The organism is Sulfurisphaera ohwakuensis, from assembly GCF_009729055.1.
In the GTDB taxonomy this organism is placed as follows: domain Archaea; phylum Thermoproteota; class Thermoprotei_A; order Sulfolobales; family Sulfolobaceae; genus Sulfurisphaera; species Sulfurisphaera ohwakuensis.
In genome coordinates, this window is the sequence record NZ_CP045484.1 from 531,622 (window position 1) to 555,300 (window position 23,679).

The window sequence follows — 23,679 nt, forward strand, 5'->3', positions numbered from 1 at the left end:
AAAGTGTTATGAAATATGATGTAACTGTTATTGGTGCTGGAGGCGGAGGTTACCCTGGTGCATTCAGATTAGCTAAATCTGGATATAATGTATTGATGGCTGACCCTAAAGGAGAATTAGGAGGAAATTGTCTTTATAGTGGCTGTGTCCCATCAAAGACAGTAAGAGAAATGGTACAATTAATTTGGAGAACAAGTAGAGTATTAAAGCAAGAAATTAAAGTGGATTTTGAAAGAATACAAGATCATAAAGATTTTGTTCAAGAGACAAGATTTAAACAACATAAAAGAGAACTTTCTGAGTATAGTAGTATAACATTTTATAAAGGAGTAATTAAGATAAAAGATCCAAATCATGTAGTTGTAAAGACTGAAGATAAAGAAATAGAAGCAGAAACACGTTATATAATCATTGCCTCAGGTAGTGAACCGTTTAAACCACAATTTCCTGGAAGTGAATATTGTATAACAAGTGATGATTTATATAGTTATAAAACTCCACTAAGAAAATTACCACAAGATATGGTTATAATTGGTGGTGGATATATTGCTATTGAAACAGCCTCAATCTTTAATATTTTAGGTGTCAAAACTCATTTGTTAGTTAGAGGTGATAGGGTTCTAAGAGGCTTTGAAGACGAAATAGTTAATACCCTGTTACCTATTTTAAAACTCGATATAATTTATAACGCACCAATTCTTGAAGTAAAGAAAATTAAGGAAGATGAATTTGAAGTCATATATAGTAGTAAAGATGGTGCAAAGAAAAGTATTAGAACAAATTTGGTCCTACTAGCTACTGGTAGAAAACCAGTATTGCCAGAAGGGATAGAAAACACTGGAATTGCTTTAGATAAAAGAGGATATATAGTTATAGATAACGCAATGAGGACCAATCTTCCAAACGTTTTTGCTACTGGTGACGTTAATGGTAAAGCACCGTACTTTCATGCTGCAGTCAGAATGAGCATTGCTGCAGCTTATAATATTATGGCAAACGGTTCTCCTATAGACTATGTAGATTACAAAAGCATACCAGTTACAATTTATTCAGTTCCTTCAGCTTCTTATGTAGGAATAATGCCGAGTGAGGCTAAAAGAATGGGAATAGAGATTATGGAGGCAACATATAATATGGAAGATGAAGTCATGGCACAGATGTATGATGAAAGAGAAGGTATGTTGAAACTAATCTTTGAAAAAGGTAGTCTAAGATTAATAGGTGCTTGGATGGTTGGAGTGCATTCTCAATATTTAATTAATGAACTTGGACAAGCGGTGCTTCATGGTTTAACCGCAAAACAGCTAGCAAGTTTTGCAGACCAACACCCCTCAACAAACGAGATTATTGCGTATGCTGCAAGGAAAGTGTTATAACATTATTTTTTAGCTCATAATTTTCTCAGAACTGAAAAATAAGGTACTATGACAATATATATTTATTCTTAGTTAAGTTAGTAAATACGAATTAACTCATAAACTCTATGTAAATTAAGGGAAATCAAAGAATATAAATTATTAAAAAACTTATGTATAATCAATTAGAGAATTTAATGAACATTAACAAAATTTTCCTATTCTATCTCTTCAGGTTTTATAACTATTCTAGGATATTTACAAATTACAATTCCTCTATATGAATCTATTTTCTCCAAAGAAACTTCTCTGAAGAAAATCTTACATATTCCTAAAATTTCAACAAAATCCAGAACTTTAAGTCTACAATAGCTTTATTCCCACTAATTAAATTTATATAAATTCTTCTAAATATTCCTCTAATCTCATCATAACCTACATGTAATGAAATTAGTATCTTATTTTCAGTTATCTTTTCTGGCAAAACATGCTTATATCTCCTATTAATAATATCCAAAAGCATATTCATATCCTGGATTAATAAAATTCCGTCCTCTTTTAGACTTAGAGATGCAGAGGAAAGGAACTTGATCATGTCTAAAGTTGAAAAGTGTGGATGAGAATTACCGTACATTAAAATTACATTGGCCTTAACTCCAGGCTTATGAATTTCTCTTGCATCTAGTACATGGGTTTCCGACTTAAAAACCCAATTCCTTTCTCGAGAACTCTTTTGCTTTCTCTAATGCTTTTTCTCTTAAATCTATAATAATTAACTTGCTTACCTCAAATTTTCTATCTATTAACGACTTTGTTAGTGAGATACCACCTATACCGTTCCTCCAGCTACTTCTAAAATTATATACTTTTTTCTCGGGAAATCAAAATTTCTAAAAAGATTTATAGGAGCTTCAAATCTTCTCTTGCCTATCTCCCTATCAATATCTTCTGGCTATTCTATTAGCTCAAAGATTTTAGACGCATCTTTTCTAAGATCAGAAGTCATTAGAGAATTTTAATCAATTAAGTATATAATTTTTCTATACGTGTTAGATGAGTCATGCACTATAGCTGATTCAAACTTTATTGAAATCCGAATAACATTATATGTTAGATTCGTTAATCAAAATCTTCAATTAGGTATTATATCACAAATGTATTTAACATTACGATAAGGAATTCTCCTAGAAAATTTGAAGCTTTTAGTAAGCTGATTTTCTTAGATAATGTCTAGTCACTAAAAATCCTACAATTCCTAAAATCAATGTAGGTAAAGATGCTGTAAATAGATTTCCATGAGTTAAATGTACATATGCAGTTAAAGAATCTACAAAACCTAGCGGTGCCACAGACAAGAGATACTTTATATCTTTTTTCCAGTAACTTAAATAAGCGCAAACACCCCAGCTATAATGAACTAAGAGAGAGCTACTTCTATCCATAATTTTTACCGCTATTAACATGAGCATAGGAAGATTCTCATTAGGTAAAAATACTGATTCTAACATCGGTATAAGACCTACTAAAACCCCATTCTCCCAGAATGCCAAAGACACTCCATAAGTTTGAGGATGCTTGTTAGTATATCTCACAAATAGATATGCAAATCCGGGCTCAGTTATTGCTGTTAGAAGTCCGTATACAAGATATGTTAATAACTGAGGTGTTTGGAAGAAATTCAGAAAAAAGAGTTGAATTATAGTCTTGCTAAAAATTGCTGAAAAATAGGCTGCTGCAGCTATCATAAGGATCAAAAAGTTCCTTTTTACTAGAAATAAGGGAATAACACCAATTATAAAGGAAATTAGGGCTAAGATAAACGCATCAATATACATAATGTACTGTGTATAATAGCTTTATTTAAGACTAGTTTTCGTTGATGAAAAGAGAAATTCTCTAGCTCTTTCTGTAATATTTTTAATTTCATCTAAGTTCTCCAGAATTGTATCAAAGTTTGCAAAAATATCTAATATAATAGCATAATCTATAGGATCTACATTAGAAGGTATATCATTGTATTTTAGCATTTTCTCTGCTATCTTTTCTCTAATTTTTTCCACACTTAGAAAAATCTCTCTCACTGTAGGGTCTTTTGGTGTAACATCTGGTGATAGCGTTAAGATATAATACACAGCTTTAGCTCTATAGAACTTCACATTAAAATTTCCTCTTTTTTCAGTCCTCGTTACTTCGATCAAACCGTATTTTTCAAGTTTTCTTAACCTCCTCCATATTGTAGTTAACGGGATTTTCAACTTTTCAGATACTTGCGATGGGTTAAGTGAATTATGTATTAATAACTTTACAATTTCTATGTTAATAGGATCTAGAAGAAGACTCCCTTGTTCTTTGTTTAATATCATTAATCTTTGCATAATATATTTAATGAATATAAAAACTTTAAATTTTGATAGAGCTTAATATCCTATAGGTTAAGGAGTAGGAAAGCTTTGTCAGGGTGTGGATAGCCTCCTACGGTTGCAAACTCAGGTCTGTTAGAACCATAGCATGTAGTGTCTCCCTATATTTATATACTCCTTTGTTGAAACATTTTTATTGATGCTAATGGTGCTCTTCCCTAGCTAAATGAGACTGTGGGAGAAGGAGAACTATCATCTCTCTTTTACGGGATCTGGAGGCATTATATGACAAAATAAACTACAAGCCTCGCCTTTTTACGATGAATCTCTCATAGATAAACCCTCAACTTCATACGAAGGCGAAAAAGTCAAATGAGTCTAAGCCCGTATTCTTCTAGTCTTCTAAAATGTTTCTTGTTGTTCGTTCTTAAAGCTAGGTTATTTGCTATACATATGGAAGCTATGAGTAGATCGGGGTCTTCTACTAAATTTCCTTTTTTCCTTAGATCTGCATAAATTCTTGAAGCTATTTTTAAAGAACTATTATCTATACACAGTACGTTAAGATTAGCCTCAATCCAAACGTTAAACTCGTCTACATTTTTCCCTATAAATGCTAATCCCCTTAAGAACTCATAAAGATTAACACATGTAGTGTAATAACCTATAATTTCTCTAGGGTCTCTCTTGAAAGAATCAATAAGTATATCAGTATCTAAGCAAATTCTCTCACTTTCCAATTCTTCCTATCCTCCAGTACTAGCTTTTTCAGTGTTTCCGCTTCCTCCTCAGTTAACGTTGGTGCATTCTCCTCCTTAAATACTTCTTGGAAAAATTCATCCCAGGTTAAAGGCTTATCCAACTTAATCTCCATTTCTTTTTTCTTCCTTTCAAGCAGTTCTTTGATCTCTTTGCTAACACTTATTGTAGATTTCATATGTAATTATATAATTACATAATTATATAAGTTTAATGAAGATGAAACCGATAATCTCAAGATAGATGGTGATATGACAAACTAAAAGGATTAGATTAGCAAGAAGTATAATAAAATCTCTTTAATAAAGAACTAAAGTTGTTATAAGGATAACCTAATTCAAATTATTGCAAAGAAATACAATGTAAGTTTTTTCTACATACTCTTCCAAAACCCGTTAACACTTAAAATATGTTAATCATACTATATCTAGTGAAGAGAGTAGAGGATTGGTTAAAGCAAGCTGAGAGGGACTTAGAAGAAGCTCGTTATGCAAGGTCTGGAGGATACTATGAGCTTGCATGCTTTCTTTCTCAACAATGTGCAGAAAAAGCAGTTAAAGGCTTATTACAGTTTCAAGGTATCGAAAAAAGAGGCCATTCGATATCTCACTTATTAACAAATCCGCCTGCAGATATTTTGCAATGTGCGATCTTTCTCGATAAGCAATACACTCCTTCACGTTATCCGGATGTTTATTATGAGGGATCACCATACGAATATTACACCGAGAAAGATGCAGATGAATGCATAAATTGTGCGATTAAAATACTTAATTGGGTAAAGGGACAAATAAAATGAAATTGATAATCCTTTTTGGTTCTAGGGCTAGGGGCGATTACACAGAGAGTAGTGATTATGATGTATTAGTAGTGGATAATGAAATACCCGAAGATCCTAGGAATGTTTCTAATGATCTTTATCTTCAAATAATGAGAATGTTTCCCGGTGAAGTTGACCCAGTCTTCATGAATACCAATGTATTTCTTAAGAAGTTAATTGAGGGAATTCCATTCGTTCTTCAAATTATTGAAGAAGGGAAAGTAATTGAGAAGGATGAAGAATTCTGGAGGCAAGTTATAGAAATATACAACAAGGTAAGACCATTATGGGATAGAAAAGGAAATACGTGGATAAGAAAATCATCTTAGTGGCAGTTGTTCTAATTTTCCTCAGTAATACGAAATTCCCGATACTACCGATAAAGTTTTTAGTTTGGCGTTTGGTTAATAACGAAATGTGAGAAGGAATTCCTCAAATTAACTCAAATATGTTTATGGAGTACACTAGATTTGATGAAAATCTTTAAGCCACGTTAAAGTAGAATAACTGCTAATCTTAGTAAAATTTATTAACGCTTATGGAAAATGTATATTCTTAACTAACACATCTATTTTCGTAATTAATTAAGATTAGATTCTAATTTCATAACGTTAATGTATACGCTCATAGTATATTTAAGACTTTTAAAAACTAATTAGAAATTTTGTTCTTAGTTATATGTGCATTATTAGTATTATACCTATTAATTTACAAATTAATGTTATAAAAAATGATTTGGTGTTTTATTATGTTTCAAGTTTACATGAGATTTAAATGCTTTATGCTTTTTTCTCCTCAATCGTTTATTTGCTATATTTCAATGAAGATTTTACAACCTCATCAAGTTCTTTTCCTTTAGTTTCTGGTACGAATAACATTGTTATTAAACTAGATAAAAACGCTATACCAGCATAAACACCTACCATTGCCCCTAAGCCTACAATATTGACTAGCGATGGGAATAAGGAAATTACAGTAGCTGAAGCAAATCTATCAACAGCAACGCTTATTGCCTGTCCAGTTCCTCTAACTTTCGTATAAGTTAACTCTGGAGTTACCATAGCTGAACCAATTATTGAAGCTGGTCCTATCGCAGAGAAGAAGTAGTTTAACATGTAAAATGAAAAGCCTAAAAGTGCAGCTTCTCCAACCAATTCCTTCATTGGCTTAAATCCGAATAAGTAGGGATCTAATAGTAAAAGTGAATACATAACTAACCATAAAGCAACTCCAGCATAACCAATTGTTATCAATATCTTTCTTCCTACTTTATCAATAAGGTAAATACAAAGTAACTGCCCCGGTATTCCAGCAAAGAATTGTGCAACATAAGTGAAGGTTATTGGTGTTAAACCTAAGTTTGATGCAATTACAATAGGTCCGTAAATTGCGAATGTTGAAGAGTAAATATCATATAGTAACCATAGGACTGAAGCAACAATAATAAATGGTAAAGATGCCTTTAGTCTATTTATAAACTTCTCCTTATCTACATTTATTCCTAAAAGCAAGCCGTAGTTGGTTTTAATTTTCTGTAATTCATTTTCATCTGGTTTAACTTTCGTTAGAAATTGTAAGGTTTCTGTGAGTTTTCTTCTCGCCATTATTACTGAAATTGCTGGAATAGCCCCAACTCCTAATACAACCCTCCAAACTAAACTTGAAGGCAGGAAAATCGAGGAAATTTGATCTACAAAAGCTGCAAATACTGCTCCTAAACCCCATAACACAGCGAAAGTTATGACCATTAGTTTGCCCCTATTTTTAGCCTCAGCGTTTTCAGCAACAATTATCGGTGATAATACATAATCTGCACCAATGCCCATTCCCAATAGCAGACGTGAAACAAACAATTCAACATAGTTTTGAGATATAGCCTGAGCAATAGCTCCTATACTCATTAGCGTAACGTCTATTCCATACATTCTTTTCCTTCCTTTAAAATCAGAGAGAATTCCAAAGAGTATTGCAGCAATACCAGCACCAAAATACGACCCAGCAACTAATATTCCTTCAGTAACTGAGTTCAGTGATATATAATTTGATATTAAGTATATTGTCAAAGAAAGGGAGTAAAGATTATAACCATCAGTAAATACTCCCATACCGGAAACCAAAACTGATGTCCAGCTGAGTCTCATCACTGAATAAGTAAATACTCGAGTATAAAAATTTTAATTAAAAATTTGAGGTAAAAGAAAAGTAATTACAGTAATGAATAGCTGTTCAATCACCTTTATTATTTTGTGACTCTAATTACTCATGTGTTAGTGAGAAAACCAATAAGGATGTTATCTGGTGTTACAATAGTCTCTGTTATGACTCATCCTCATAGATGTCCTCACGGTAAATGCATATTTTGTCCCGGTGGTGTAGAATACGGGACTCCACAAAGTTATTATGGTAATGAGCCCACATTAATGAGGGCTATAGAAAACAATTATGATCCATTTTATCAAGTTCATTCTAGGTTAAAACAATACGAAGCAAATAGCCATATTCCTAGTAAAGTCGAGTTAATAATAATGGGCGGAACTTTTCTTTCTACACCTATTGATTACCAAGAATGGTTCGTTTCACAAGCACTAGAAGCAATGAACAGATACCCCTCTGACGAAAAACCTAAATTCGTTTATTTAGAGGACGCACAGTTAAGAAATGAAACAGCAAACGTAAGATGTGTAGGGATGACTGTTGAAACAAAACCAGATTGGGCTAAGGAATGGCATGCTGACCAAATGTTAAGATTAGGAGCAACTAAAGTGGAATTAGGTGTACAAACAGTTTATGATGATATATTGAAAAAAACTAATAGAGGGCATACAGTTAAAGACTCAATAGAGGCAACTAGGATCCTAAAGGATGCTGGTTTCAAAATTGTGTATCACATTATGTTAGGTTTACCTGGGGCAGATCCAGATAGGGATTTAGAAGCTTTTAGAACACTATTTGAAGACCCAGATTTTAGACCAGATATGCTAAAGATTTATCCAACCCTAGTTGTTGAAACTGCTCCTTTAGCTGAACTTTGGAAGAGAGGATTTTATAAACCTTATGATACTGAAACGTTAGTTGAATTAATTTCTGAAATGTACAGATATATTCCCCCATGGGTTAGGGTAATGAGGATACAGAGAGATATTCCAGCAAATATTATTCTTGACGGTAATAAAAAGGGAAACTTAAGAGAACTAGTAGAGAAGAGGGTAAAAGAAAAAGGTATTAAGAATAATGAAATTAGGTTTAGAGAAGTTGGAATAAGGTGGTTCCATGATGGTATTTTACCAAAAGAACCAAAATTAAAGAAGATTGAATATGAAGCAAGTGAGGGCACTGAAGTTTTTCTCTCTTTTGAAGATGATGATGGTATTTTAATTGGTTATTTGAGATTAAGGTATCCTTCTGGTAAAGCTCACAGACCGGAAATTAATTCAAAGACTACGATTGTTAGGGAGTTGCATGTATATGGTCCAGAAGTCCCAGTGGATATGTTAGATGATTTTTCTTTCCAGCATAAAGGTTATGGAAGTAAACTATTAATGGAGGCAGAAAGGATTTCGGTGGATGAATTCGACGCTAAAAGGATTTTAGTTCTTTCGGGAATAGGTGCGAGAGAATACTACAAGAAAAAAGGATATTATAAGTACGGTCCTTATATGGCAAAAGACCTATCGTAAAGAGTTGATAATGCTTTCTACAAACGATATTATTTCCTTAGCGTCATCCCTAGAAATGCTTATGAGGGACGAATATCTAAACATAATTCTTATTTGATCTAATGCCTTTATAATTCTCCTATTCTTTCTAAATTCGCTTATCTTATTATCATGTCTTTCAAGAATTCTTAAAAGTCCATCAAAGTCTAAATACCACGGTATAGCTACTTCATGGTTAATTAAGCAAGTAACTAGATATAAGTAAAGAGCTTCTTCAGCTAATACAGAGGCTATGTCATAAAAACCATGTTCAAAGTTAAGCTTAGATGCATTTAAGTACTCTAGTGCCTTATTTCTATGTTCTTCCATAAGTCTCCCCAACTAGATATAATCCTCAATTTTCACTTTATTTTCTCCCTCTCCTTCATTAAGTATTCTGTAAACATTTTTGCATGCTTGTATAAGTGCATTCTTTAATACTCTTTCATTTGCCGTAGCTCCAGCTATGTGAGGAGTTCCTGTAAAGTTCTCTAACTCCCACAGTTTAGAGGTAGAAAAATTCTCCTTTCCATTAACTCTCCAAAAAACATCAGTACCAAACCTTACTCCAGGTTTTTCCTTCAAAATCCTATATATATCATCTTCTACGACAGTCTCAGCTCTACCTACATTTACAATTATACATTTTTCCTTAACTTTTGATAGAACAGAGTAATTCAGTATACCTCTAGTCTCTTTATTTAATGGAAGTGTATCAACTATAACATCTGCCCTTCCTATAACTTTTTCAAGATCCTTCAGTGAATATTTTTCATCATAATAAGTTCCTTTAAATGATCTTGATACACCAATGACATACATATTAAAACCTAGCTTTGCTATTTTTGCTACTTCAGATCCTATGCCACCAGCACCTAGAATTAGTATTGTAGAATTATTCAAGGGATACGTTTCAACTCTTTTTTTCACTCCAACACCCTTAGCTAATGCTAAAATAAGTGCAAAAGCGTGCTCAGCAACTGATATAGAATAAGCCCCCGCATTTGAATACAGTAATTGATCTTTCTTTAATAGTTCAAAAGGAAAATCATCAACTCCTGCTGAAAAAGTTTGAATTATTTTTACTTTTTCAGCTTTAGGTAAAATTTCTCTAGCTTGAGATGGCCAAAGCATTATAATTTCAGCATTTCTTATATCATCTTCTGTAATACCTTCATCTTTTACTGGGATTAATCTCTTACATTCCTCGGGTAATTTGACTGTAGAAATAATCATTATTAATAAATTAGCATAAACATATTTATTTGGAAATAGAACTTAAAAATTTATAAACTAGAATTATATTCGTCGAACATAAGTTCGCTTTATATATTCGTCCGAGAATTAAGACTCATGGCACAAAGGAAATTATTCCTTAGAGAGAGTTCCGGATTAGTAAAGAATGCTTCTCTCAAAGATTTAGTTATGCTTAACGTAGCTAATATGGGTGCGGGTTTAGCCGTATTTGAGGGTATTTCACCTTATGTAGTTCAAGGTTCCTTACTTTGGCTAGCAAGCTTAATAACATTTTTAATAACCTTACCTCTAGTGTTTACTTATACGTACTTACTGTTAAAAATGCCAAGAACTGGTGGGGATTATGTTTGGATTTCTAGAAAATTAAACGGAGCTATAGGCTCTATAATGGGTGTTGCATTTGCTTTTAACATGCCACCTTACTTTGCCTTATCAGCATTCTTCTCCGTAGCCTCAATTAACTTAGTATTCTTAGAACTAGGAACACTTCAACATATTTCCTCTTTAATATATTTGGCAAATAACGTTTTTGTAAACCCTTACGGCGTTTTAACACTTTCACAAGAACTATTGTTTTATGCTTTAGCTGCAATCTCTTTCCTGATAATTATTCTTGTCAACATATTTAGGCCAAAGTGGGGTTTTACATTAACTACAATTTTAGGAATAATATCTTCACTAACCCTCATAATTGCTATGATTGTTGTAGCAGTTAACATACCAGACTTTCATCAGAGAATACCGCAATTTTTAACAACTTTTAACATAACTGGCACAATAACTCCTTTCCACTTTAGCTTACCAGCAACACTTTACATGGTACCATTCTTCATGTCTTATGCATATATCTGGCTTTATGCTGGTCCAGCAGTTGCTGGTGAAGCAAAAGAAGGATCGTTAAAACTTAATCTAATTTTAGGCAGTGTATTAACGTTTATAATGATAACTTTTCCATTCTTGATTATGGATTTAGCTGCCGGTCCAGCATTTAACCTTGCCTATTATCCGTCATTTACTTACAACTTCTGGAGTGTTGCAATTTATTTAGCATCAAATCCAATAATTCAGTGGATTTTAGGAATCGGTTTAATAGCCTGGAATTACTTTATAATGGCTTTTGGTGTCGTAGTTTTTGCTAGATATATTTTTGCCTTTTCCTTTGATAGATTATTTCCTGCAATTTTTGCTAAACTTAATAAGTATTCTTCACCAGTTTATGCCCATATACTTGATTTAATATCTACACTAGCTTTTTTGGCTTTACCATTAATTTCTCCAAGCGGTGCGTTAGCACTTTATTCTTATACTCCATTAGCTATTGCTTATCTTTTTATCGTATCCTTAGCTGGAATAAAAGTGGGTTTGAACGATAACGATATAAAACTTCTTACAATGAGCATAATTTCTGCAGTAATAATGGCTGTTGTAGAGGCTGCGTTGTTAATACCCAGTAACAATTACTCTTTCAGTGTTGTATCAAGTTCTGGAGTAAATTGGATTGCAACTGCTTATATAATTTCTCTCGTAGGTTTAGGAGTAATATCGTACTTTTTAGCTAAATATTATAGGATGAAAAAAGAAGGAATAGATATATCACTTATATACAAGGAAATCCCACCGGAATAAGTGAAATTCTTTTTTAAGTATTACTTAGCAAAATTAGAATCATGCTAAGTATCACCCTCACAGTAAATAAACTTTCAGCATTATCGTATTTATCAAATGTGAAGGTACTTGAAAATTTTAAGATAAAAGTGCTTAATGAGTACGAAGTTGAGATTGATGACAAAAAATATGATATAAAAAAGAAGACAAGTTTAACAGAGGTTATATACAATTTTGAGAAAAACTCTTTCTTTGGTAAGAAGAATATGCACTTAAAATTCTCCATCTTACCTAGGAAAGATGGAGTAACTATTTCTATTGATGGTGACACTAAACTTCTTGAAAGATTTGACGAAAAGAGTTTTATAAATGGTATAATGGTTGAGGATGCAGAAAAAGTAGCATCTTCTAAAACTTTGATGACTTTAAGGGTAAAAAGAGATGATATAAGTGAAGTTATAAATATGGCATTAAGCAAAAGTATAAATTCTACTTTACTTTTATGGTTATCATCGGAAAATAAATACGTAAGAATGAAAATTAAGAATGGAGAATTAGTAGAAAAGGTAGGAGAATTCTCTATTCTTGGAGAAAATGTTGACGTTCTAATCAAACAGTTAGCAGTAACTTAGTACATCCCTCCCCACCTCATAAAATTTGTCATTTAAAATGTCTCTATTACCTTTTAAGGAGTTTTTGAAATAAACCATCAATTTTATAATCTCAGTTATTATTTAATATACTTTCCACAATAATACTTAAAAACTTTTTAATGAACCATCAATGATATTATACACTATTTATAATTATTGAATTAAATCGAACGCAATTTTACTATATTGTTTAATAAATCATAAAAAAGGCTAACGAGATTAATATGAGTTAAATTTATAAATTCTTCTCTTCCACAATATTTTATCCTTCTCTCTTATTTCAATAACTCTATGTAAAGGAATAATCGTTTCATCATCATTTAAGTAAATATAATAGTTATCTACTCTTTCGATATTTGAAAAGGGAATCTCACTTGTTCCCTTAACTCTATCTCTAATTATTAAGTAAATCTCACTTACATCCTTACGGGTGTAAAAAATTTTGTTAATAGCATCCTTTATTCGCATAAATCTTAGTTCTCCTTTATCCTAATTAACATATTGCCCCACTTATTTAGGAACATCACACTTTCTGGATTTTTCACACTCTTTTCTCTAGGCTTATAGTTAGGATCTGGATAACCTACGGAAAGTAACGTAACCAGGACTTTATTATCTGGTATTCCTAAAATTTCTTTAGCCTTTTTATTTTCGTAAGCTGCGATCCATCCAACTCCTAAGCCTACTGAATGTGCTGCCAATACAAAGTACATAATAGCATTTACAACATCGACCATCCAAGTTTCTGGACTTATTTCTGGTTCAGCTACTACAGCTACACCTATAGGTGCTAAAGCTATGTGTGAAGCTCCTTTATGTAACGTGGAAAGCTTCTTTTTTATCTCCTCATCTATAATAATAATGAATTTCCAAGGCTCATTATTCATTGAATTTGGTGCATGATTTGCTACATATATTAATTGTTTTATTAACTCTAAATCTACGGGCTTTTGCTGAAAACTTCTCACACTTCTTCTCTTTATTAGAAACTCAAGAATATCGTTCATATCGTTATATTTCAAGTTCATCTTAAGAATTTAACTAAAGAGTTTTAAACTGAAAATCAAATGCTTAAATATGAATTATACATACAGGCTTGACGAAATTAATCTAAATATGATATCAGTAGTTGGAAGAAAGAGTGCTTACTTAGGAGAACTATATAAAATGGGATTTGATATTCCCTCTGGGTTTGTTATCTCTTCAGCAGGTGTTAATGAAATACTAAAAGATATTCAGTCAGATATAAATTCAATTTTATCATCTGTAAACCTAAATAATCAGAGTGATTTAGAAAAGAAAAGTGGAATTATCAGAAGTCTAATCTTAAATTCTAAGATAAGTGAAGAAATAGAAGAGGAAATTTTGGAGAGATTTAATTCTTTAAATTCAAGGTACGTAGCAGTGAGAGCTACTGTAACTTCCCCTTTAAGTGGGAGTAGTTTTGCTGGAGAATATGAGACAGACCTCTTTGTAACAAGAGATAATTTGATAGAGAGTATAAAGAGAGTAATAGCTTCTTATTATAGTCCTAGGGCTATAGCGTATAGACTTTTAAATCAAGATAACTCTGGTATAGCAATTCTTATTCAGAATATGATAAATCCTACAGTTGCCGGAACGGCATTTTCATTACATCCCGTGACTGAAGAACCAGATTATGTGTTTATAGAATCAGCATTTGGCTTAGGGGAAAGCGTTACAAAAGGACTTGTAACACCAGACCAATATATTATAAGTAAAGCCACAAGAAGTTTAGTTTCAAAGAGAATATCTAAAAAAGTTGTTAAACTCGTTTATGATTATGAAGAAAAAAGAATAAAGACAATTGACATACAGGATAACTCTGAGAGTTTAAAGGAAAGAGACGCTATTAAGGTTGCTAATATGACAATTGCTGTAGAAGAAATATTCAAAAGAAATGTAAATATTGAATGGGCCATTGATGGAAATAAGCTCTATTTACTAGAAGTCAGAGGTGTGAGAAAAATTTACCCAGAAGTTTAATCTTTACTTATTTTATAACATTCTTCAATTTCAGTTAAGGCATAAAGCCTTTCTCTAGCATCTTCTAAGCAAGGTAAAACTTTTATAAGTCCCATTTCTTTCAACTCCTTTAATGCATAACGTAAAGTTCTAGTTGAAAGTCCAGTTATTTCTTTCAACTCTTTAAACTTAACAATTTTACGATTAGATATCACTTCAAGAACGAGTTTAGTTGAAGGGGAAAGTCTTTTCATCAAAAAGATTTTTGTAAAATTTTATCTTAAAACTTTTGATAGATGCAAGAAAATTGAATCATTTATTAATGTTTATAGTGTTGTCACTATGGTACTTATACAAGGTATATAAAAACATTATCTTAGCATCTACTCTCTATAGAGATTAATTAATAAACTTAGACTATACCATGACTACATCAGATTAACGTTTTCCTACACTTAAGGAACATTTTATATCCTTGAATGATGTAAGGGTTTAACACTATTTACTTAATTTTAAATCCATATTCTTTAACATATAATTCTTGATCTATTTCTTCCCACACTATGAAACTATATAATTTCCCATGAAAATTATTTTCTATAATATAAAATAATAACTGAATCAAAATATTGCTTAATGGCCAACTACTCACTATTCCTATTGCTATGCTTAAATTAATTGGAATTGGTGCTAAATAAAGGGCTAAAAGAGGAAGTATAATAAGTAAGAAAGTTACAATTTGTGTTGTATTAGACTCCTTCTTTTGTAAACTCATTTTAGGTTTTACCTTATATTCTCTAGTCGTTCTCAATATTTTAATTGCTTTTAAAAGTAAATATTCTCTTACTATTAATAAAATTATTGCGATTGTAATTGATGGAATAATAAATGTAATAAAATTTATAAATATAGATATAAATGATAATATTATGAAAACAATGATAGAAATGAAAAAGATTTTATCTAATTTAAATAATCTTTCTTCATCAGTATAGGTGGCATGCGACATAATGTTCTGGCTCAATTTCCTTTAATCTTGGCTCTTCTTTCTTACATATTTCTTTCCTAAACGGACATCTTGGATATAATGGGCAACCGTTTTCTGGAACTGGAGAATCTGGCTCAGAAAGTTTTGCTTGAATAACGTAACCTGGTTCTGGAATTGGAATTGATGAAATAAGAGCTTGAGTATATGGATGCTTTGGGTTATCAACTATTTGATCTGTTCTTCCATATTCTACTATTTTACCTAAATACATTACATAAATTCTATCGGCTACATAAGCTGCCGTAGCTAAATCATGAGTTATCATTAGTATTGAGGTACCTTGATTTTCTCTAAGATTAAGAAAAATATTAAGTATGTCTGCCCTTATAGATACATCTAACATTGATACTGGTTCGTCAGCAACTACAAAGTCTGGGTTTAGTACAATAGCACGGGCAATTGCAACTCTTTGTAATTGTCCTCCAGATAATTGTGTAGGATATGCAACACTAAATTGTTCTGGTGGTGATAAGCCAACAGACTTTAAAATATTGTAGACCATTTCTCTTTCTTCTTGTCTACTTTTAGCTAATTTGTGAAGCCTTATTCCTTCAGCAACTACATCATAAACTCTGAGTCTAATATCAATTGCATCAAAGGGATCTTGATATATGATTTGATTCTTTAATCTAAATTCCTTTAATTTCTTTCCCTTTAACTTCGTTATCTCTTTACCATTCCAGAGAATTTTACCGTCTGTCGGTTTAATTAACCCTAAAATTGTTTTACCCAATGTTGTTTTTCCACTCCCTGATTCTCCAACTAAAGCTACTATCTCTTTTTCCCTAACGGATATATTAACATTATCTACAGCACGAACAACTCCTCTTGGTGTTCTATAATAAACTTTAAGGCTTTTTGTTTCAATCATTTTTATCACTTCCTTAAATGACAAGCCACATAATGAGTAGGACTTACATTAATTAATTGGGGTTCTTCTCTCTTACATATATCCATGGCTAATGGACATCTAGGATAAAATCTACATCCTTGTGGCGGATTAATTAAGTCTGGTGGCTCACCTGGAATTCCTTGCAATTTCTCTTTTCTTTTTCTAATATCTGGGATCGACTTTAATAATAATTGTGTATATGGATGAAGAGGAGACTTAAACACTTCTTCAGTCCTTCCCATTTCAACAACCTTACCAGCATAAAGTATAACAATATAGTCACTTATTCCAGCAAGTAGTGCTAAATCGTGAGTTACAAATATCATGCTAAATTTTCTTTCATTCTTAAGATTTCTAATAATATTCAGTATCTGAGCTTGAACAATAACATCTAATGCAGTAGTAGGTTCATCAGCTATCACTAATTCTGGGTTTAATAATAAAGCAGTAGCTATAATAACTCTCTGTTTCTGTCCTCCAGAAAGCTCAAATGGATATCTATCTAAAACATCTAAAGGTAAGTTAACAGCCTTTAATTGATTAACAATTAACTCCATAGCTTCTGCCTTACTCATATCTTCATGCGCAAAAATAGTCTCTAAAAGTTGGTCTTTAATTTTATACACCGGATCTAAAACATCCATTGATACTTGCGGTATCCAACTTATTTTTTTCCACCTAATTTCCTTATTGAAGATTTTCTCATCAATTTTAAGTATATCTTTACCTTCAAATTCTATCTTTCCGTCTTTAATTTCAGCGTTTTTAGGCAAAACTTTAAATATACTCTGAACAATGGTAGATTTACCAGATCCTGACTCACCAGCAATACCTACAACGGAACCCTTAGGAACGTCAAAACTTACGTCATCAACAGCTTTAACATAACCATCTCTCGTTTTATAATATGTTTTTAATCCTTTTATTGAAAGAATAGCACTATCAATCATCTTTATTCTCCTCTTATTCTATATGGGCTTAACACATCTTGTAATGCAGTTCCCAAATAATAGAAAGCTATTGAGAGAAGAACTATACCCAGTCCAGGTGGAAGAACCCACCACCAAGCAAAACTAGTAGCTGAAGAAGCAGCATCAGTAGCAAATCCTAACATATTGCCCCATGTAGGGAAATTAGTAATTCCTAGTCCTAAGAAATCAAGTCCCGATTCAATTAATATAACAGTAGGGACATCATATGCTATTTGTGCAAACACTACTCCTAAAATATTAGGTAAAACATGCCTTCTAATAATATAGAACGAGTTACCACCTAAGGCCTTAGTAGCCTCTATAAATGTTCTACTCTTTATAGATAAGGTTACGGATCTAATTATTTTCATAGTACCCATCCATGATAAACCAGCAATTATTAGCAATATCAAGTCAGCCTCACTTATATGAGCTAATACACCAGAAACTAAAAGAACAGTTTCCAGCACAATTATGAATGGTAGTCCAGGTATAGTAAGGAAGAAGTCCGTTATAGAATTTAGTATTAGATCAGCTTTACCACCTACATATCCTGCAATAAGTCCTGCTACTAAACCTATTCCCACAATTAATATAGATGCTAATAAACTAAGTATCAAATCAAATCTAGTTCCATACACAAATTCAGCAAAAACACTAGCTCCGTTATCATCGGTACCTAAAATACCAAAAGCTTTTCCTTTATCGCTAAAAATTGGATTAGTTAATATTATCTTAGCTGGAGTATTTCCAAGATTAACTATTGAGATCATAATACTAACTTCACTAGGTTTGCCTAAAGTATAGTCTTCAAAAGTTAAGCTGTATATGGTCTGTTCATAAGCACTTAACGAAGCAAAGAATGGACTATTATCAGGATTTAAATATAAAGAGTTCACTGTTATTGTGTTAACCTTATTTAAATATAAAGTCTCAATCGGATATGTAAATGCAAATGCATAAGATTCTGGTGCGAAGCTTTCTAAGAAATATTTAAAGTTAGTTGAATTTATGAAATATACATTTACTTGAACTCCTTGAGTTGTTATTGGCGTTACGTTAAAAGATATCGAAAAGGAATAAGGAGCAATATACTTCCAATAGAATGTGTAAGTCAAATTAAAATATTTACCTGGTGGGATAGTTATAACATACCTACCATTATTAAAAGAGTAAGAGGCATTACCAAAAATTTTTGGATTGATCAAAGCGAACTGCATGTTAGGGGGATAAAGTTTGTATTGTGGAAATATAGTGGCCCAAGAAGGAACCGCATAAGGACCAGCAACAAAATATTCTGTTGTAGAATATGGGTTTGAATAAGGGGTAAGAATAGGTGCTGCTGCAGCTATAAAAACGAATATTGCTATAATGATTACTGAGATTATAAAGGATTTTCTATGTAAAAGATCTTTTACAAATTTATTCATTCATACTTCACCCTAGGGTCTATGAACGGATAAACTAAATCTAAAACCAAAAGTACGATTATTGCATATAGATTAATTATATAGAATACGGCTTCAAGTACAGGAACGTCAAAGGTCTCAGCGGATTTAACTAATAATACACCCATTCCATAATAATTAAAAATTTCTTCCACGAAAACAGCACCTGCTAAAACAAAGGCAAAATCTATTCCAGTCCTAGTGATAGCAGGAATCATTGCATTCCTAGCTATATGTTTATATAAAATGGTCCTATTTGGGATCCCTCTAGCTCTAAGATAAGTAGCAAAATGGCTATTTGATGCGTCTATTCCATATGCTCTAGTTAGTATCATCCTTACTCCATAAGACAAAAATGTTAAAAGTATAACTGGCAGAGCAATAAACTTGAGTAAACCAGCAACATAAGCAAAACCATGTAGTGGAACTCCATTTTTAGTTAAAGCATCAGCTATATTAGTTGGAACCCAACCTAACTGGTATCCAAAATAATACAGTACTATCGCAAATATCCAGAAGGCTGGAATAAAATACGTAAATATAGCTATTGTGGAATTAATAGTATCAACAAGTTTTCCTTGCTTAGTAGCCGATAAAATTCCTAGTATTATAGCCAGTATTGTACTCAAAATTAAACTAGGAATTAATATTAATAAATCAACTGGGATAGCTTGCATAACAAGTGTTGTTATACTTTCATCATAGGTTAAAGAATATCCAAAGTTAAAAGTTAACATGTTCTTTAAATAATCAATATATTGAATATAAAATGGCTGATTTAGTCCCCATTGCCTATCAATGGCCTCAATTAATGTGCTCCTAGACAAACCCTTATATGTTGGAGGTACGTAAAAGCTAGCTGGATTTACATGAAATGCGAGAGGTAATACCCTAAAAAGGAAAAATAAGAATGAGATTATAACAATGATAAGAATAATTCTCTCTATAATCCTCTTTATTAAATATTTTACTGGAATTCTAGTAGAAATAGATGAAAATGCAGACCTTTTCTCTTCCTTGAGTGACATAAGGATAGTCACCAACACTATAATGTAATTCTATCATTTTACTCTCGAATACCTCCTATATAAAAGTTTTCTCAATTTATTTGAGATCATTTACCATTCAGAATATAAAAAGTGAAAATTGAAATAATGTTCTTACCAAAAAATTAAAAATAGTTAAACGTGTCACTATTCTTATGAGTATTGTTAGGTTAGCCTTCTTAGCTGTAATAATAATTGTAATAGGAATAGTAGCCTCTTATTCACTGTATGATTATTTTACTTCACCACATTATAAAATGATTGAGATAAATGATTTCTCGAAAATATATTCTTTAATAGTAATAAATAATAATGAAATAATACTTGGAGGTGTAAAAATAATAAATAATACTTTCCCAATAGGGATTGCTGGAATATATTTCCTTGATAATAACACTTTCATTAATTTTAATATAAGTGAGTATTTTAATGGCGGTTACATTTACAGTTTAGGATATAATGGAACAGCAATATTATTAGGAGGTAGCACAAGAATAAATGGGACATTGCACACCAGTCTAGTTGAAATAAATCTTCAAAATTACAAAATATACAATCTTTCAAAATTCATTTCACCCTTTTATACTATAGGTCAGATATATGCAATAGATTGGAATGGTGAATATTGGCTTGTAGGAGGAAATGCGTATATTACTGGCGTTGGCCAATCACCCTTTTTGATTCCATTTTTATTGAAAATAAATAGTTCTGGCTTCTATGATTTGTCCCCTAAATTACCTAGTGATTTTAAAGTTTTAGGAGGCTCTTCAACAATATACTCTATATATAGTAAAAACTCCTCATCAATAATAGTGGGAGGAAATGCAGTAAACATGACAGCTACAATTTACTATAATAATACTTTTTATAACGTCAGTTTTAATTTCCTTCATCTTGGAGTTTTACTAACTTCTTACTATTGGAAAGGATATTGGCTCATAGGGGGAGAAAACTTAACGAATCCCGAAAATCCTGAACCCTTCTTGGCTTATATTAACAATACTCAAGTATATCCCATAAAATTAAAATACCAATTAGGAGTAGTAACCTCACTCTCATCAATAAACAATAATATAGTAATAGCCTTAAGAGTTCCTTTCATAACAAGTAACGGAACAACGTATGGTAGTGTGATTCTTTACGGTCATAATCTTGAGAAATTAAACACGATTATGTCAAAGCCATTTATAGTAATAGAAAATATGGCAACTTATAATAGTATTCTTTATGGAGTAGGTTATGAGCAAAAAGGTAATAATTTTTATGGAATATTGATAATTTTTAGCAGAATTTGAAAATTTATCTTTCTGTCATAAAATCTAGTTATCCTCCTTTGTCTTCTATTATACAAAAAATAATGATAAAAATTTCCTCTTTCAAAAAAGTTAGAGAGATACGAAAAAATATTTAAAGGTGATAAATGAAATTATGATATGCAAAGTAAATTAGATAAAACAACGATATATATCCTAATAATTTTAATAGCCGGTATAGCATTATTAAACTTAAATATTGTAGCAACTTCTTACGCTATATCGAACTTTAATGCACCAGTTCTAACTTGGAATCAAGCACGTTATAATGAACCTTGGGTAGGAACGATAATATATCTATATTCCTATTCTACCCATACAGATGAATACAACGCTCTCATACAAGGTAAAATTGATTTTGCAACTTTAGATCATGCTTCAGAGATAAAAACATTATTAACACAGTATAAAGGCACAATATATGTAGGAATATCACCAGTAGAAAGCTTTGGACAATTTGTTTTTGCTTTCGGAAATAATTTAACCGCTAACTTATACTTCAGATATGCAATAAGCAGTTTATTAAATCCGCAAAATATTACTGCAATTGTTTGGGACAACGGGTTATTAGGACAAGATATACCATACTTCATAAATCCTAAAATATATAGCGAGTGGTTTAATCCTCAAGTTGTAAGCTATTATGAGCAATACGAATCTTATAATCTAACAAGAGCTGTTATGTATTTAGAAAAAGTACCCGGAATCACTCATGTGAATGGTCAATGGTATTACAACGGTAAGCCATTGGTATTAACGTTTATTTATCCAACTAGTAGTACCCCAGCCCAAAGATTAGCTAGTTATTTAGAAACTCAAGCGGCTGCTATTAACTTAACAATTAAACCAGAAGCGACTACTTTTGGAGAATTGATAACTTTAGCTACAACTCCTCCATATACTGATTTTAACATAACTACTTTTGGATGGATTGATTTAGGTGCTGATGTACCTGCTTGGTTATCAATTTATACCGATCCAGCCAATGTTGGAGGATTTTCAAACTCTACAATAGATACGCTTATAACTGAAGCTGCTACTTCCCCAACGCTAAGCGATTCAATTAACTTAGTAAAACAAGTTGAATATGATTTACAAGTTGAATTACCATATATAATAAATGTTTGGAGTAACGCAATACAAGGAGTATACTTACCAAGTTGGGCTAATTATATATACTTAAATGAAACGGCAGTATACTCATTCAGTTTAATGGATATTCATCCAACCAATAGTGCCTTAAATGGTACATTTATATTCTCTTCCGTAAGTAGCGATTTACCAAGACATATGAATCCTTACGCTAGTGTTAGTCTATATGCGTTTAATACGTTAGATGATCTATATGATTCCTTAGCTGTAGTAAATTTAACAATGCCTGCTACTGTATCACCTCAAGCTCTAATACCATGGGTTGCACAGAATTGGAGTATAGTATATATTCATAATGTTACATTACCTGGTGATAAGTATATACCAAACGGAACTGAATTAATCGTTAACCTAGTTCACAATGATACATGGATTGATGGGGTTCCATTAACTGCATATGACGTTAACTTTACCATTTGGTGGTATGATATACCTGGTATGATGGGAACTAATACATTTGATGGACTTCACGTAAACTATACTTATTTAGCTGATAATGACTTTGTTAATACAGATTTATTCGGTACTATACCCGCAATAGTATGGACAAATGTAACTGGGCCATATCAAATTGTTATATATTTGAATTCGACAAACTTCCTTAACGTATACTATACACTAATTGAGTTTCCAATAGTTCCAGCTCATATATTTAACAAAATTAATCCAGCAATGGTATATGCTGAAAAGATAGCACCATTAATATCCAGCGGTGCATATATATGGGGCGAGTGGAATGTGCCTGCAGAGGAAATAGTAGTTCATGCAAACTTACATTACTTTAGAATTAACCCATTACTATTCTTACAAACAGTAAAGCAAGGCCAAATGGCTACCTTCACAGCTAACATAACAGCATATAGTTGGGATAACAGTACTGATATGCTATTACCAACTCAAATAAGTAATGCTACAGTCTATGTCTACTTGAAATATTTGAACGTTCCTGGTCATACATACAGTAATGTTACTATAAATGGTAAACCATATGTAATTATTGCAAAGAATATGGGAAATGGAATATATCAGGCTACTATTAATACTTCGATGTTACAACCAGGATTATATGAAATAGTAGCTAAAGCAATTTGGACTGTAAATGGACAGATGAGAGAAGAATTTAGTTACGGAAGCTTAAATGTAACTCCAACTGTCACGACTACTGTTCCCCCAGTAACTACACATACTACTACAACCACCACTACTACTACAACCACCACTACTCCATCAATCAATGTAGCATTAATAGCGGGTATAGTCGTAGTCATAATTATAATTATAGCTGTCGCAATAGTATTATTAAGAAGAAGATAAAATAA

At 32.0% G+C, this 23,679-nt stretch carries 25 protein-coding genes; 9 read left to right on the top strand and 16 right to left on the bottom strand.

The window, feature by feature from the left end:
- Positions 1-8 precede the first annotated feature (8 nt).
- Complete coding sequence (locus D1869_RS03280) at positions 9-1,376, top strand: dihydrolipoyl dehydrogenase (protein WP_156013895.1); 1,368 nt, start codon at positions 9-11, stop codon at positions 1,374-1,376.
- 310 nt (positions 1,377-1,686) lie between these two features.
- Here the strand turns inward: D1869_RS03280 and D1869_RS15290 are convergent, their stop codons facing one another.
- The 5 genes from D1869_RS15290 to D1869_RS03305 all read right to left on the bottom strand — a co-directional run bounded on the left by D1869_RS15290 (position 1,687) and on the right by D1869_RS03305 (position 4,652).
- The gene (locus D1869_RS15290; RefSeq protein WP_231113685.1) at positions 1,687-1,989 is read right to left on the bottom strand and encodes a hypothetical protein; all 303 of its coding nucleotides are present in this window, start codon (positions 1,987-1,989) and stop codon (positions 1,687-1,689) included.
- A 568-nt stretch (positions 1,990-2,557) separates the two neighbouring features.
- Positions 2,558-3,190: a hypothetical protein gene (locus D1869_RS03290; protein WP_156013896.1), complete on the bottom strand. Its 633-nt coding sequence runs from the start codon at positions 3,188-3,190 to the stop codon at positions 2,558-2,560.
- 21 nt (positions 3,191-3,211) lie between these two features.
- Positions 3,212-3,730, bottom strand: coding sequence for an ArsR/SmtB family transcription factor (locus D1869_RS03295; RefSeq protein WP_156013897.1), 519 nt, complete (start codon positions 3,728-3,730; stop codon positions 3,212-3,214).
- 353 nt (positions 3,731-4,083) lie between these two features.
- Complete coding sequence (locus tag D1869_RS03300) at positions 4,084-4,455, bottom strand: PIN domain-containing protein (protein WP_156013898.1); 372 nt, start codon at positions 4,453-4,455, stop codon at positions 4,084-4,086.
- Positions 4,431-4,652: a VapB-type antitoxin gene (locus tag D1869_RS03305; protein ID WP_156013899.1), complete on the bottom strand. Its 222-nt coding sequence runs from the start codon at positions 4,650-4,652 to the stop codon at positions 4,431-4,433. Before D1869_RS03305 ends, D1869_RS03300 begins: the two co-directional genes overlap by 25 nt.
- Before the next feature lie 252 nt (positions 4,653-4,904).
- Between D1869_RS03305 and D1869_RS03310 the strand changes: the two genes are divergently transcribed.
- Together D1869_RS03310 and D1869_RS03315 are read left to right on the top strand one after the other, a co-directional pair.
- Positions 4,905-5,273 (top strand): HEPN domain-containing protein, encoded by a 369-nt coding sequence (locus D1869_RS03310; RefSeq protein WP_231113686.1) that lies wholly within the window; start codon positions 4,905-4,907, stop codon positions 5,271-5,273.
- Positions 5,270-5,623, top strand: a complete 354-nt coding sequence (locus tag D1869_RS03315) for a nucleotidyltransferase domain-containing protein (RefSeq protein ID WP_156013901.1) — start codon at positions 5,270-5,272, stop codon at positions 5,621-5,623. The genes D1869_RS03310 and D1869_RS03315 overlap by 4 nt, the downstream gene beginning before the upstream one ends.
- A gap of 474 nt (positions 5,624-6,097) precedes the next feature.
- Here D1869_RS03315 and D1869_RS03320 read toward each other — a convergent pair whose 3' ends face one another.
- The gene (locus D1869_RS03320; protein ID WP_156013902.1) at positions 6,098-7,435 is read right to left on the bottom strand and encodes an MFS transporter; all 1,338 of its coding nucleotides are present in this window, start codon (positions 7,433-7,435) and stop codon (positions 6,098-6,100) included.
- Positions 7,436-7,582: 147 nt separating this feature from the next.
- On the opposite strand from D1869_RS03320, the gene D1869_RS03325 reads away from it, so the two are divergent.
- The gene (locus D1869_RS03325; RefSeq protein WP_221267127.1) at positions 7,583-8,971 is read left to right on the top strand and encodes a tRNA uridine(34) 5-carboxymethylaminomethyl modification radical SAM/GNAT enzyme Elp3; all 1,389 of its coding nucleotides are present in this window, start codon (positions 7,583-7,585) and stop codon (positions 8,969-8,971) included.
- On the opposite strand, the gene D1869_RS03330 is transcribed toward D1869_RS03325, so the two are convergent.
- The gene (locus D1869_RS03330) at positions 8,963-9,319 is read right to left on the bottom strand and encodes a HEPN domain-containing protein (protein WP_156013904.1); all 357 of its coding nucleotides are present in this window, start codon (positions 9,317-9,319) and stop codon (positions 8,963-8,965) included. The genes D1869_RS03325 and D1869_RS03330 overlap by 9 nt on opposite strands.
- A gap of 12 nt (positions 9,320-9,331) precedes the next feature.
- Positions 9,332-10,228, bottom strand: coding sequence for a 2-hydroxyacid dehydrogenase (locus D1869_RS03335; RefSeq protein WP_156013905.1), 897 nt, complete (start codon positions 10,226-10,228; stop codon positions 9,332-9,334).
- A gap of 114 nt (positions 10,229-10,342) precedes the next feature.
- Here D1869_RS03335 and D1869_RS03340 point away from each other — a divergent pair, with 114 nt between their 5' ends.
- Positions 10,343-11,872 carry an APC family permease gene (locus tag D1869_RS03340; RefSeq protein ID WP_156013906.1) on the top strand — a complete coding sequence of 510 codons (1,530 nt, stop codon included), beginning with the start codon at positions 10,343-10,345 and terminating at the stop codon, positions 11,870-11,872.
- A 41-nt stretch (positions 11,873-11,913) separates the two neighbouring features.
- A complete protein-coding gene (locus D1869_RS03345) occupies positions 11,914-12,483 on the top strand; it encodes a hypothetical protein (RefSeq protein WP_156013907.1) in 570 nt (189 codons plus the stop codon).
- A 240-nt stretch (positions 12,484-12,723) separates the two neighbouring features.
- Here the strand turns inward: D1869_RS03345 and D1869_RS03350 are convergent, their stop codons facing one another.
- Both D1869_RS03350 and D1869_RS03355 read right to left on the bottom strand, forming a co-directional pair.
- Entirely contained in the window at positions 12,724-12,972 is a 249-nt protein-coding gene (locus D1869_RS03350; RefSeq protein WP_156013908.1) for a DUF504 domain-containing protein, read from the bottom strand.
- A gap of 5 nt (positions 12,973-12,977) precedes the next feature.
- On the bottom strand, positions 12,978-13,511 hold the full coding sequence (locus D1869_RS03355) for a nitroreductase family protein (protein WP_231113687.1): 534 nt from the start codon (positions 13,509-13,511) through the stop codon (positions 12,978-12,980).
- Positions 13,512-13,581: 70 nt separating this feature from the next.
- Here D1869_RS03355 and D1869_RS03360 point away from each other — a divergent pair, with 70 nt between their 5' ends.
- On the top strand, positions 13,582-14,511 hold the full coding sequence (locus tag D1869_RS03360) for a PEP/pyruvate-binding domain-containing protein (RefSeq protein ID WP_156013910.1): 930 nt from the start codon (positions 13,582-13,584) through the stop codon (positions 14,509-14,511).
- On the opposite strand, the gene D1869_RS03365 is transcribed toward D1869_RS03360, so the two are convergent.
- From D1869_RS03365 to D1869_RS03390, 6 genes are all read right to left on the bottom strand, one after another.
- The gene (locus D1869_RS03365) at positions 14,508-14,744 is read right to left on the bottom strand and encodes a MarR family transcriptional regulator (protein ID WP_156013911.1); all 237 of its coding nucleotides are present in this window, start codon (positions 14,742-14,744) and stop codon (positions 14,508-14,510) included. The two genes, D1869_RS03360 and D1869_RS03365, sit on opposite strands and share 4 nt — an antisense overlap.
- Before the next feature lie 248 nt (positions 14,745-14,992).
- Complete coding sequence (locus D1869_RS03370; RefSeq protein WP_156013912.1) at positions 14,993-15,499, bottom strand: hypothetical protein; 507 nt, start codon at positions 15,497-15,499, stop codon at positions 14,993-14,995.
- Positions 15,477-16,409, bottom strand: coding sequence for an ABC transporter ATP-binding protein (locus D1869_RS03375; RefSeq protein ID WP_156013913.1), 933 nt, complete (start codon positions 16,407-16,409; stop codon positions 15,477-15,479). The genes D1869_RS03370 and D1869_RS03375 overlap by 23 nt, the downstream gene beginning before the upstream one ends.
- 5 nt (positions 16,410-16,414) lie before the next feature.
- The gene (locus tag D1869_RS03380; protein ID WP_010978692.1) at positions 16,415-17,380 is read right to left on the bottom strand and encodes an ABC transporter ATP-binding protein; all 966 of its coding nucleotides are present in this window, start codon (positions 17,378-17,380) and stop codon (positions 16,415-16,417) included.
- Between the two features lie 2 nt (positions 17,381-17,382).
- The gene (locus tag D1869_RS03385) at positions 17,383-18,831 is read right to left on the bottom strand and encodes an ABC transporter permease (RefSeq protein WP_156013914.1); all 1,449 of its coding nucleotides are present in this window, start codon (positions 18,829-18,831) and stop codon (positions 17,383-17,385) included.
- A complete protein-coding gene (locus D1869_RS03390) occupies positions 18,828-19,877 on the bottom strand; it encodes an ABC transporter permease (RefSeq protein WP_221267126.1) in 1,050 nt (349 codons plus the stop codon). Before D1869_RS03390 ends, D1869_RS03385 begins: the two co-directional genes overlap by 4 nt.
- A gap of 173 nt (positions 19,878-20,050) precedes the next feature.
- On the opposite strand from D1869_RS03390, the gene D1869_RS03395 reads away from it, so the two are divergent.
- Entirely contained in the window at positions 20,051-21,190 is a 1,140-nt protein-coding gene (locus tag D1869_RS03395; protein ID WP_156013915.1) for a hypothetical protein, read from the top strand.
- A 138-nt stretch (positions 21,191-21,328) separates the two neighbouring features.
- Complete coding sequence (locus D1869_RS03400; protein WP_184651046.1) at positions 21,329-23,674, top strand: ABC transporter substrate-binding protein; 2,346 nt, start codon at positions 21,329-21,331, stop codon at positions 23,672-23,674.
- The last annotated feature ends 5 nt before the right edge of the window (positions 23,675-23,679 follow it).